This is a genomic window from Flavobacteriales bacterium (assembly GCA_025210295.1).
In the GTDB taxonomy this organism is placed as follows: domain Bacteria; phylum Bacteroidota; class Bacteroidia; order Flavobacteriales_D; family Parvicellaceae; genus S010-51.
In genome coordinates this window covers 194,545-207,570 of record JAOASC010000046.1, presented here as the reverse complement: position 1 = coordinate 207,570, position 13,026 = coordinate 194,545, and the positions used below count along the sequence as shown (strand labels likewise).

The 13,026-nt window shown below is 35.7% G+C and carries 5 protein-coding genes; all 5 read left to right on the top strand.

The window, feature by feature from the left end:
- Nucleotides 1–26 precede the first annotated feature (26 nt).
- Complete coding sequence (locus tag N4A35_14710) at nucleotides 27–2,471, top strand: histidine kinase (protein MCT4582666.1); 2,445 nt, start codon at nucleotides 27–29, stop codon at nucleotides 2,469–2,471.
- A 27-nt stretch (nucleotides 2,472–2,498) separates the two neighbouring features.
- On the top strand, nucleotides 2,499–3,263 hold the full coding sequence (locus tag N4A35_14705; GenBank protein MCT4582665.1) for a LytTR family DNA-binding domain-containing protein: 765 nt from the start codon (nucleotides 2,499–2,501) through the stop codon (nucleotides 3,261–3,263).
- 142 nt (nucleotides 3,264–3,405) lie between these two features.
- Entirely contained in the window at nucleotides 3,406–7,494 is a 4,089-nt protein-coding gene (locus N4A35_14700; GenBank protein ID MCT4582664.1) for a M43 family zinc metalloprotease, read from the top strand.
- A gap of 14 nt (nucleotides 7,495–7,508) precedes the next feature.
- Nucleotides 7,509–10,151, top strand: coding sequence for a PKD domain-containing protein (locus tag N4A35_14695; GenBank protein ID MCT4582663.1), 2,643 nt, complete (start codon nucleotides 7,509–7,511; stop codon nucleotides 10,149–10,151).
- 54 nt (nucleotides 10,152–10,205) lie between these two features.
- Nucleotides 10,206–13,004, top strand: coding sequence for a PKD domain-containing protein (locus tag N4A35_14690; protein MCT4582662.1), 2,799 nt, complete (start codon nucleotides 10,206–10,208; stop codon nucleotides 13,002–13,004).
- Nucleotides 13,005–13,026 lie beyond the last annotated feature (22 nt).

Genomic DNA, 13,026 nt, shown 5'->3' with positions numbered 1-13,026 from the left:
TGTTGCTTCTTTTTTGTTTCAAAGAGGTGTCTGGTCAAACAAAAGTACTCGACTCTCTTCGTGATGTCGTGTATAGCGTTCCTGCTGAAAATCAATTGAGAGAAGCGTATGTAGATCACTTATTTGAATACCAAAAAGCATATTTAGTAGCGGTAAATTATGACTCAATACAAGCTATTGCCAATAGAGCATTTAGAATAGCTAATCAACTGAAAACAACAAAGTCACTGGGGAAAGCTCACATGATGTTGGGGAGGTTTTATAGTAAAAAGAAACAAGATGAACAGGCATTAAAACACTATTTAAAATCAAGGGCATTGCTACAAGAGTTAAGTGATCAAAAACTAAAGTTTATTTGTGATTCAGAAATAGGTGCCGTTTATTTTAGCAAAGGTTACTTAAATAAAGAGCTGGATAGTGCATTGCTTTTTTTTGAAAAAGCGGTTAATCAATCCAAAGCTATTGATGAGGTTTATCAGGTGAAAAGTTTGCATCAATTGTCTTTAGCTCATTTGGTTTTAGGGAATTTTGAGGCTTCAAGAAAATATATTAAACAGTTGTCAGAAGTTCCTCGAGAGCAGCAAGGGGAATTGTATTACAATGTGAGTCTAATGAATTTTTTTGAATTTCAAAACAATAAAGATTCTGCACTTTTTTATGGGAAGAAAAGTTATGAGGAATATAACAAAAACGAAGAAATTCCATACGATGTGGCGGTTTGGGCTGCGATAAAATACGCGAATTGTTTTTATTCTTTTTATGAGGATGATTCGGCTAAGGTTTATTTTGAACAAGCTATTGTAATGGCATTAGAGAAAGGAGATGTTATTTCTTATTCAAAAGCATTTGGCCCACTAAATTTTTTATATTCAGTAAAGGGCGATTCAGAAGCGTCAATGAGATTATGCCAACAGGCAATTAATTGGGGGCAAAAAGTTGGCGATTCAGCATTGATAGCTCAGGCAATGTATAATTCAACTTTTGTATACGGTAAATTAGAAAACTACCAAGAGGCAATTAATATTTATATAGAGTTATTGAGGGCTTATGATCAATTTCTACCGATACCTACAGAAGTAGCCTACACCAATTTATCATACAATTACTATGAAATATTAGACTATTTAAATGCAATAAAATATGCAACGCTGTCAAAGGAGATCGATACAAGTAATCCTACAACTTTTTATAACTTGGCAGATGCGATTTTAGGAGCGTATTTAGATACAACAATTCAAAAAAAACATGTGCTAGAGCATTTAAATGTATTGCCTGTATCAGGGTGGGATGAAAAGCAAATTAGTGATACTATTTTGAATTTAGTTCGTAGCAATTATACCATCGCTGTTGATTTAATTGAAAACCAAGAGAATAAAAGGATCTTAATTCATCCATATTATGGCCTAGGAGATTATTATGAAGTTGTTGGTAATCAACAAAAAGCGGCTTTTTATTATGAGCAATCTTGGAGAGTGGCAGACGGAACAGAGATGATGGAGCTGTCTAATAAAATTAAAATAGCAAGAAAATTGTATTGGTTTTATCGAAATGAGACACAACAACTAACTAAGGCATTGGAATGGATTGAGGTGTTAGACTCTTTAAAAGATGAAGAAAAAAAATCAGAAAATTTAGAGTTGCTAGGTAGACAACAAGCAGAGTTTGAATATAGTCAAAAAATATATACAGATAGCCTGGAGCTCGTTAGACAAAATGAAATAGAAGTATTAAAAGAGCAACAAAAAGAAGAACAACAATTTATTGTGGTCGCTTTTAGTGTTTTGTTGGCTATTGTATTGTTGATCGTAATGTATCTATTTTTTAGGAGAAAGGCTTTAAAGTCAGAAAATAAGTTGATTTCCTTAGAGCAGAAACTCCTTAGAACACAAATGAATCCACATTTTATTTTCAATTCTTTAACGACCATAGGAGGTTTTATTGTTGCGAACAGGGTAAACGATAGTTATAACTATATTTCTCAGTTTTCTAAATTGATTCGATTAATATTAGAATCATCAAGAAAAGAAGAAATCACTTTAGAATCAGAATTGATAATTATCGAAAACTTTTTATCCCTTCATCAAATGAACAAGAAAGAGGAGTTAAGTTATGAAGTGAATTATAAAAAAGAAATCTTAGATGAAGAGATTATGATTCCACCAATGTTGTTGCAGCCTTTTATTGAGAATGCTGTGAAATATGGTGAAATGTCAGCATCTAATGCATGTAAAGTAGTCATAAATTTTGAGCTGAAAGGAAAAGAGTTGTATTGTAGTGTTAGAGATTTTGGAGAGGGATTCAGTCCATCAAACGAAAAAAAAGGCTCGTCTTACTCTATACAAATAACAAAAGAAAGAATCGCTACCATTAAAAGTCAAATAGGTAAAGCAGTACGGTTAAATATTGTAGATTTATCTAATTCTAAAGGAGAAGAAAAGGGGGTCTTGGTAGAAATATTTGTACAGGTATAAAAAATAAAATACCTTTGATTAGTTGTTATGTTAAAAGTATTAATTATAGACGATATAAAAGAAGTAAGTGAAGTTTTACTTTTTTTACTTCAAAACAATTTTTCTGAATTGTTCGAAGAGATAGCTGTGGCTAATACTTACGCTGAAGCGCTAGAAAATCTAGAAAAGACCGACTATGATATTGTGTTTTTAGATATCGAATTAGATAATGGTAAGTCTGGGTTTGATTTACTGGATGAAGTAAAAGAAGAGCTTAAAGCTGCTGTAATCATAACAACTGCACACAGTCATTATGCTTTAAACGCTATTAAAATTAGTGCAATTGATTTTTTATTAAAACCAATTGATTTAGAAGACTTAACAGCAGCGATTGATAAGGTAAAGGATAGGGAAGTTAACAGTAAAGATGTGTTAGTACAATTTGAAATTCTGAAAGAACATTTGACTTCTGTGCTGAAGACCAACCGAAAAATAATCTTAAAAACTCAGGATTCTATTAAGTTAATAAAGACTTCAGATATTATAAAATGTGAAGCTGAAATTAACTACACTACATTCTATTTAGTAGATGGTAGAAAAATAATTGTGGCAAAATCACTAAAAGAATATAGTGAAATGCTAGAAGAATTAGGCTTTTTTCGTACACACAAATCACATTTAATTAATCTCGAGCATTTAGTGAGTTATGAAAAGAAAGAGGGAGGTTTTATCCTCATGGCTGATCAATCTAAAGTGCCATTATCAATTCGAAAAAAAGAGCCATTCTTTAAGGTTTTAGCCTCATTAGGGTAGTTTAATCTGTTTTTTACTTGCGTTAAATAGATGATTAGATCTTTTAACGAGATAATAGCTGTCTTAAAATAGATAAGGAGCTAATTTTGGGCAACTTATGATGAAGTGCTTCGTCAATTTATTGTGTTAAGTGATAAAGGTTATGCTTAAATATAGTTTCATTGTTTTTTATTTGTTGTTTATCGTTTCAGATATAGTTGCTCAAGGTTTTTGTGGGCATCATACACACCCTATTACTAAAGATGAAATGAAAGAGGTTATTCGTTTGTCGAGGTTGGGAGAGACTAAAGCGATTGGATGTAGGGAAAATAATGTATATACAGTTCCCGTAGTTATCCATGTTATGCATACCGGACAGTCTGTAGGCAGTGGTATTAATATTTCAGATGCGCAAGCCACTTCATTAATAGACGCATTAAATAGAGATTTTAGAGCGACACATTCTATATCGCAAAGAGGTGTTTATGTAGATACACGAATAGATTTTTGTTTAGCTAAACAAGATCCAAGTGGTAATCCAACAACAGGTATTACACGACACAATTGCAGTTCTGTCGGAAATTATGCTACTAGAGGAATTAGAGTGTTTACACCTGGAACAGGAGGAGTTACACCACGTTCTATAGCTTCAAGACCTGGGGCAACTTGGGATGTAAATAGGTACTTAAATATCTGGGTGATTAGTGAGATTGATAATCAAGGACAAAATAATGTGAATACTTTTTCTGGTGGTTATCTAGGTTTTGCACCATTAAGTCCAACAGCAGGAACAACACCTACTCAAATGTGGAATACCAATTTAGCAGATCCAGATGGAGGAACTATGCCAGGGGTCGCAGGGTGCTTTATCGTAGCCTCTGCTTGTTTAGGAGTAAATACCTCGGCACAAGCCAATTCTGCCGGATATTTCTTTTGGAATCAGCGATTAGCCTATCAGGGAAGAGTAGGAACGCACGAAATTGGTCATTATTTTGGATTGCCACACACTTTCTCAGATTTTAACCCCAATGTTTGTTCAAATGGAGATGGTATTGGAGATACTGGGAATGCTAGAGTAGTGGCTAACGCTTGTTCTGGAGGTTGTAACAATCAGAATGTTGAGAATTACATGGACTATAATAATCAAAATTGTATTGGAGAGTTCACAGCAGGTCAAAGAACTGTAATGCGTTCTCGAATGTCAGGAGGGTTTAGTACGATGACACAATGTGCCAAATGTGAACCCAGGTACGATTTAAGTATTGATAATGTAACAGTCAATAAAAATGATTGTGACCTAACATTTACGGGGAATATTGATGTGACTAATATTGGTACACAAACTTTAAATAATTTTAAGATCAGGTATAGAGTCAATAATGGAGCTTGGACAACCTATACTTGGACTGGAATATTGTCTTCAGGAAACGCTACCACCATATCAATTCCGAATATTTCTGGGGTAAATGGAGCCAATAGCTTTGAAGTGGAAGTAAGGGTAAACACCTTAAATACCTCTAATTCTGATCAAGAAGTTTCAAATAACAATGGGGTGAGAAATTTCACTATGAATCAGCCTCCAGCAGTATCAATAGTCGCTTCAAAAACAGCAATATGCATAGGAGAATCGGCCGTTTTAACAGCTTCAGGTTCTAGTACTTACAGTTGGGATAATGGTCTGGGGACTAGCGCTGTTCAAACAGTGTCTCCAAGTACGGCGACAACGTATAGTGTAACAGGTACCACCTCAGGTTGTCAAACTACAGCTAATGTCCAGATTCAATATATACCTCACTCACCTCCTAGTGTAACCGCAAATGCCACTTCTCAAGCTCTCTGTATGGGAGATAATGTTACACTTACTGGAAGTGGTGCGCTAAATTATACGTGGGATCATGGGGTAACTGATGGAACGGCATTTTCACCAACTTCAACGGTTACTTATACTGTTCGAGGCACAGATGTCAATGGGTGTAGTAATGATGCTCAAGTTCAGGTGGTAGTGAACCCATTACCAACAGTTGTTGCTCAGTCTACTAAAGATACAGCGTGTACTGGAAATACAGTTGTCTTTTCTGGAGGGGGAGCTCAATCTTATTCATGGACCAATGGTGTAACAGATGGGGTTAGCTATTTGCCAACAGTCTCAGGAACATATACAGTAACAGGAACCGATGCTAATGGTTGTGTAAATCAAGATCAGGTCTATTTGGAAGTTCTCCCATCTCCCAATGTTTCACTATCATTAACAGAAGTAAATTTATGTAAAGATGAAACAGTTAGTGTTTCCGCTTCTGGGGGAGTAAGTTATTTTTGGAATAATTATGAAACAACAAATGCTATTACTGTGACCTACCCCACTTCTTTAGATTCGGTAAGCGTATATGGAATAGATAATATTGATTATTGCTCTACCTATGTTGCTATTCCATTAAACCAAAGTAATATGGAAACGTCTTTAATACCATCTTATCGTATGTGTCAAGGAGATAGCCTTCAGATAGAAGTGCAACAAGTAGGTGGAGTAGGAGTCAGTTATGCTTGGAACTTAGGTTTGGGAGATACAAATGTTCATACCATAACGCCCAATTTAACAACAAATTATACTGTCGTTGCAACCGATGCCTATGGTTGTGATGATACCCTGTCTACAGAAGTCGAAGTGATTGCTTATCCTAACATGTCATTGACGCATGATACAGTTGTGTTGTGTAGGGGAGAAACAGAGTTAGTTGTAGCCTCAGGAGCAGATTCTTACCTCTGGAATATTGGGGGGACAAATGCGTCAATAACATTAGATTACCCTTTAGGCGTTGATTCTATTGTTTTGACTGGTGTCAATGATGGATTGTGTGAACAACAAAAAATACTATATGTCGGAGAAAGCTTTATGGAGAATACAATTACCAGTTCCTTGGTAATGTGTGAGGGAGATATGGTTACAATAGCTGTTGAATCGACCGACCTTAATTCCTCCTTTTCATGGGATAATGGATTGCCTGCAATTGAAGCACATCAGGTTTCTCCACTTTCAACAACAGTGTATAATGTTGTTGTAACAGATAATTATGAATGTCGCGATACATTAACCACTGAGATTACTGTTATTCAAACTCCTAACCTTATATTAGACCAAAGTGAAGTAGTCTTGTGCTCAGGTGATGAAGTTGTTGTATCGGCTTCTGGCGCAAATGTGTATAGTTGGAATACAGGAGATACAGTAAGTCAAGTCACGGTGTCTTATCCATCAGGATTGGATAGTTTAAAGTTACGAGGGGTTAATGGAGGAGCTTGTGTAGGAGAGGTTAGTATTCCAATTAAGCAAAGTCAGATAGATGGTGTTATTTCTGGAGCTCAACATATTTGTGAAGGCGATAATGCGACAATAATCGTGAGTGGAACAACACCTAATATAACTTATGAATGGAACCAAGGACTCCCTAATTCAAATTATCATATTGTATCGCCATCTACTACAACAGAATATCAAGTGGTTTTGGTAGACGATTTAATGTGTAGAGATAGCTTAAGTTCAATTATTTATGTTGATACTGTTCCTAGTTTATCTGTATCTCCAACTTCTGTATCTATTTGTCAAGGGGTTGCTACGACGTTTACTCCAAGTGGAGCGAACAGTTACGTATGGAGTACAGGAGATACAATAGCTGAATTAACCTCAGTATTTGAATATTCAACAACATTAACGTTAACTGGTATAAACGGTGGGTGTAGTCAGCAATTATCAATACCAGTTCAAGTCAACCCCAATGCAGTTGTGATAGCTGATGCAAATACCTATAGCATTAATACAGGGGAAGGGATACAGTTTTTTAATACTGGGTCTATTGCTTCCACTTATTTATGGGACTTTGGAGACGGGGGGACGTCAATAATGGGAAATCCATATCATATTTATAATACAGCAGGAGCATATTATGTTGTGCTTTCTGGTGTAGAAGGGGATTGCTCAAGTTCAGATTCTGTTTTAGTTTATGTTGGTTATGTTGGTGTAGAAGAAAATAGCCAAAATACGATCAAAATATATCCTAATCCATCATCAGGAATTTTTAATATAAAGAGTACTGAAGTAGATTGGACGCACACTCTAGTGCATGATGCTATAGGTCGATTGGTTTATTCAGCAGAGCAAGAGAATATCCTAGATTTAAGTTATTTGTCGGATGGGGTTTATACCGTTTCATTGGTTGGTAACAAGAGTATCCGTCATCTAAAAGTTCAAGTAAAAAAATAAAGCTGTAGGATTAGATGAGTAAAACTTTTTACATACTATTACTTCAAATTGTTGTAATGCTGGTATTGTTAATAAACAATAAAGTGTTGGGGCAATGTAACCAAATTAATGATTTCAATAATGGGTGGTATGCACAAGGGGGGAATTGGGATATTTTGGGAGCAGGTAATATCGTTCATCAAACAGTAAATGGAGCTGATGTCTATTTTTTGAATGGTAGCCAGCTTATCAATACATCGATCTCAGGAAGTATTAGAACCGATGATAATGACGATGATCAAATGGGGTTTGTTTTTGGAGTGCAAGGGACAATAGGAGTAGGGAATTTTCATTATTATTTATTTCAATGGGATGAAGGTGGTAACGGTAATGGGATGTATATTAGAGAAATAGATCAAAATGGGGTGACAACTCTTTTTTCTGATCCAGGGAATTATTGGGTGCGACATTTTAATCATAATTTTATCATTGATTATTTTGCCACAGGCTTTTCGGTGACTATTGATGGTACTTTAGTTCACACGGAAAATGCTTCAATGTCTCCAGGTGAATTTGGGTTTTATAATAGGTCGCAAGCAGATGTGACTTATTCTAACTTAATTTATACAGGAATATTTGATTATACATTAGTAAGAGACTCTATTTGTCAAGCGACTAATGTGCAGGCTTTTTTAGAACCAGGATTCTATGATCTATCAACAGTTTCATGGGATATGGGGGACGGTACAGTATACAATAATCTTGAAAGTGTCTCACATAATTATAATGCTCCAGGGGAGTATAATATCACATGTGTAGGAACAGACCTTAATGGCTGCGTAGGAACAGTAACAAAATCAGTGCAAGTACTACCTCAGCCAACTGCTTCTTTTCAGTATGTGAATACATGTACTGGAGACCAAGCTGATTTTTTTAATTCATCAATGGTTCTTTCCTCAGATGTAATAGAAACTTATGAATGGAGTATTGGTACTGAAACGTCAAACAATGAAGATGTAACACTTACATTCAATAATAATGGAGTTTACACAGTTCGGTTAGAAGTAGAGACAGTATTTGGATGTGTGGATGATAGTGTAAATACAATTACGATATATGAATCTCCTACCTCGAATTTTATGGTAACTGATGGTTGTTTAAATGAGTTTGTTGATGTTACGAATAGTTCTACTTCGGCTGAAGGTGTTATTACTGCTAATATGTGGAGTTTTGGAGATGCTTCTCCTGTAACACTTGTTCAAAGTCTTGAGGAAACACCTCAATACGAGTATTTCCAACCAGGAGTTTATGATGTTCGTTTAATCGTTGAAACAGAGTATGGGTGTAGAGATACAGCTTTTCAAACAACAGAACGTTTTGCGGTTCCGGTAGCTAGTTTTTATGCTAGCAATGCCTGTGTGTATGACAGTGTTCAAATAGAAAGTACAGCTTTAATTAACTCACCAGGAGTTATTAGTAGTATTACTTGGGATTATGGAGATGGCAATACTTCGACTAACTATGAAGAAAATCATAAATATAATGCAGTAGGAACTTATTCGATAACATTATTAGTTGAGTCATCTGACGGTTGTATTGCTCAGGATAACCAAAATGTTGAGGTTTACCCTGCGCCAATTTCTAGTTTTCAAACCAATACAGTTTGTGATAATGAAGGAGCAACACTTTTTCAAAATTCATCAAGCATTTCTTCAGGAGCTATCATGATTTCAAATTGGAGCTTCGGAGACAATTCAAATGAAAGTGTTACCAACCCATCTCATCAATATGCTTTACCAGGAATTTATTCGGCGGAGTTGATCTCGATCTCTGATAATGGTTGTGTAGATACATTGGTAAACCCTGTCACGGTTAAGGCGTCTCCTATTGCAAGTTTTTCCTTGAATCGCCTTAGTGGTTGTTCACCATTATGTGTCGATTTTCTAGATCAAACGCAAGTAAATTCTAGTAGTTTGGTGAGTCAAGAGTGGTTTTTTGATAACAATAGGCTGGGAATAGGAAGTACATTCTCTAACTGTTTTGAAAATAATTCTAATGAAGAGGATGTTACAATTGATATGAAATACATTGTAACCAATGATGTTGGTTGTGAAGATACCTTACTTTTGGAAGATTATCTTACTGTTTACCATAACCCAATCGCTGATTTTAGTATCATTCCTCCTGTTACCAATATGTATGAGAGAGAAATCAAAACAATCAATAACAGTATAGGAACGGATGGTTATTTGTGGTTCTTAACAGATACAGATATTTCGGAAGAGTTTGAACCTGTTTATGAATACCCAGATACAGGAAAGTTTGAGGTGTTGTTGATAGCTTATACTCAAAATAATTGTGTAGATAGTTTGTATCAAAGTTTATTAATTGAGCCGGTTGAAAATATCTACGTGCCTAATGCTTTCTCTCCCAATGGGGATGGTGCAAATGATGTTTTTAATGTAGCATCTTTTGGGATCAAGGAAAATGGCTTCTTATTGCAAATTTACAACCGTTGGGGAGAAGTGATTTTTGAAACAGACGATTTATTTGAAGGTTGGAATGGTACTGAAAAAGGGGAGCCTTGCGAAGCAGATGTTTATGTGTATAGTGTCACGTATGTTGACTTAAGCGATGTAATTAGTAAGTTTAGAGGAACAGTAGCTTTAATTCGTTAAAAAGTAAGCAACTATTTTTTATTTATTCGTCTAAGTAGTATATCTATTATAAGTATGAGATTTCTTGTTGTTGTGTGTGTGTTGATTCTTTCAAAAGTATTGTTTAGTCAACAAGTGAATATCTATTTAGTGTCACCTTATTATGGCTCTCCGATTGCTGGTATTACAGTAGCTTATGAAGCATCTTTTGGCGCTGGAAATGTCAATGTTATTACAGGAAGTACACTCCCAGATTACTCATTGTATGATGTGGTGATATACAATAATATTAATCAAAATTATACCAATGCAGATGTTACAGCTGTTTTGAATCATGTTCAAGCAGGTAAACATGTTGTTTTGTCAACTGAGGGCAGTACTGTTCCTGGAGGACGTTTTATGAGTACAGCATGGAATTCATTAACAGGTCAGGCAATTACTGAAACTGGTTCTGGTGCTTCTGGAACAAGTTCTCCTCCAAGATTTCACAATTCAAATGGTCCTTGGCACCTTTCACCAGACCCAACAATTAACCCAACAACAGGGTCTTATGCGAGTTTTGCAAATTTTACACCTGTAAACGTAACACATCAAAGAAATAGTACTCCACCATCATGTGGAAATGTTCAAGGGGTTTCGGCAGCATACCCCGCACGACCTAATATGGGGGATGGAACTTTGTATATTCAAGGAGAAACATGGTTTCCATATAGAGCTGGAGGTGGAGCTTCTCAGAGTCGCCATGCAGAAGCAATAGCTAGAATGCATTTTGCTCAATTAACGAATGATCAACAACTCTTAACTCAATTAAATACTTGGGATGAAAATTTAGTGATAGATGATGATTTTATAGGGAATGATACCCTAATTTGTAAAGCAGGTTTTGTGCCGTTTTCTCGAACATGTCCGACTTATGCTAGTTATTCTTGGGAAGATGTTTCAGGCAATGTTTTAGCAACCACTGCAACCTATACATTCTTGGATAGTGGAACTTATATCATTCGTACAACAGGAACCTATCCTCAGTGTGATGGAATCGACACTTTACATATTCGGTTTAAGTCATCTCCAAGATCAGAATTTATTGCAGATACTGTTTGTATGGGGGGAACAACATCTTTTACTAATCAAAGTCAAATTGATGCACCAGGAAGTATTGTTACTATGACATGGGATTTTGGAGATGGAGCGACAAGCCAAGCTCAAGCGCCTCTTCATACCTATTCAACAGCTGGTAGTTATAATGTGCAGTTAACCTCAGTCTCCGATTTAAATTGTATTCATGATACCACAATAACTGTTGAAGTAAGGGCTGAGCCAACAGCAAGTTTTTCCGTTGTAGATGATTGTTTATATACACCACCTGTGATTAATGAGTCCTCTTCTGTTTCTTCAGGAAGTATTGTCGCGTGGAATTGGAATTTTGGAGATGTGTTACCGTCAAGTATTATCCAGTCTACAGACCAAACACCAACACATAACTATGTTCAGGATGGGAGTTATGATATCACTTTAATTGTTGTTACAGCTGAAGGATGTGATGATACATTAGTACAAACAACAACTCGTTTCCCTATTCCAGAAGTTAGCTTTATTTCAATTCCAGCCTGTAAAAATGATTCTGTGATGTTCACCAATACTTCTTCAATCAATGCACCTGATAATATTACAAGTTGGGTATGGAACTATGGTGATGGTAGCCCTTTAGTTTCATTAGAAGAGCAAAATCATAAATATACTCAGGACGGATATTTTAATGTGACTTTAATAGCATCCTCTAATAATGGTTGCGTTAGTGATGTGACTAATTTTGTTCAGGTCTATCCATTGCCTACAGCCGAATTCTCTTTTACAACAACTTGTGAAAATGGAATTCCAACAAGTTTTTTTAATTTGTCATCCATCGCTCAAGGGAGTATTGTTAACCACAATTGGGACTTTGGAGATAATGGAGCTGTTTCCAATAATCAGTTTGCAACTTATGATTATTCAGCTTCTGGAACTTATCATGTTGAATTGAATATTGAGACTGCAAATGGGTGTGTAGATACTGTATGGCATGATGTGGTGGTTCATCCCAAACCTGAAGCTAATTTTATAGCCGATGTTAAGGAGGGATGCTTTCCTTATTGTACTCAATTTCAGGATAATTCACAAGCAAATGCAACCACCATAACAGATTATTTTTGGTTTTTTGGGAATGGGGAAATAGAAACGAGTCAAGATCCAGAAATTTGTTTTGGAAACTCAAGCCATATCGATGATGCAATTTATGACGCTTCATTAATAGTGACCAATGATTTAGGTTGCAAAGATACTATTGTTGAGGTGGGATATATTACTGTTTGGCCTAAACCATTGGCAATGTTTGAAGCAAGTCCAGAACAAACAGATATGTATAATTCTGAGATAGCTTTTCAAAACTTATCAGTAGGTGGAGAAAGTTTTGAATGGGATTATGCAGATGGAAATCAAAGTATTGATTTTGAAGAGGCGCATCAATATGCCGATACAGGAGTTTATAATCCTCAATTGATCGTTACCACTGTGAATGGTTGTAAAGACACGATCCAAAAAATGATTCAAATTGATCCAGTACTCAATGTTTATATACCATCAGCTTTTACTCCTGATGGAGATGGTGTTAATGATGCCTTTTTTGTGGAAGGTTTCGCTATAGATTTTGATCATTTTGAGTTTCTTATTTTTGATCGTTGGGGAACATTGATGTATAAAACAGAGGAAAACAGACCATGGGATGGAACTTATAAAGGTGAATTAGCTCCACAAGATGTTTATGTGTATCAAGTGTATTTAAGAGGTCCTGAAGGAAAAGATAAATCTTATACAGGACACTTTACTTTACTGAAGTAATTACTCTTTTTCCTATATACGA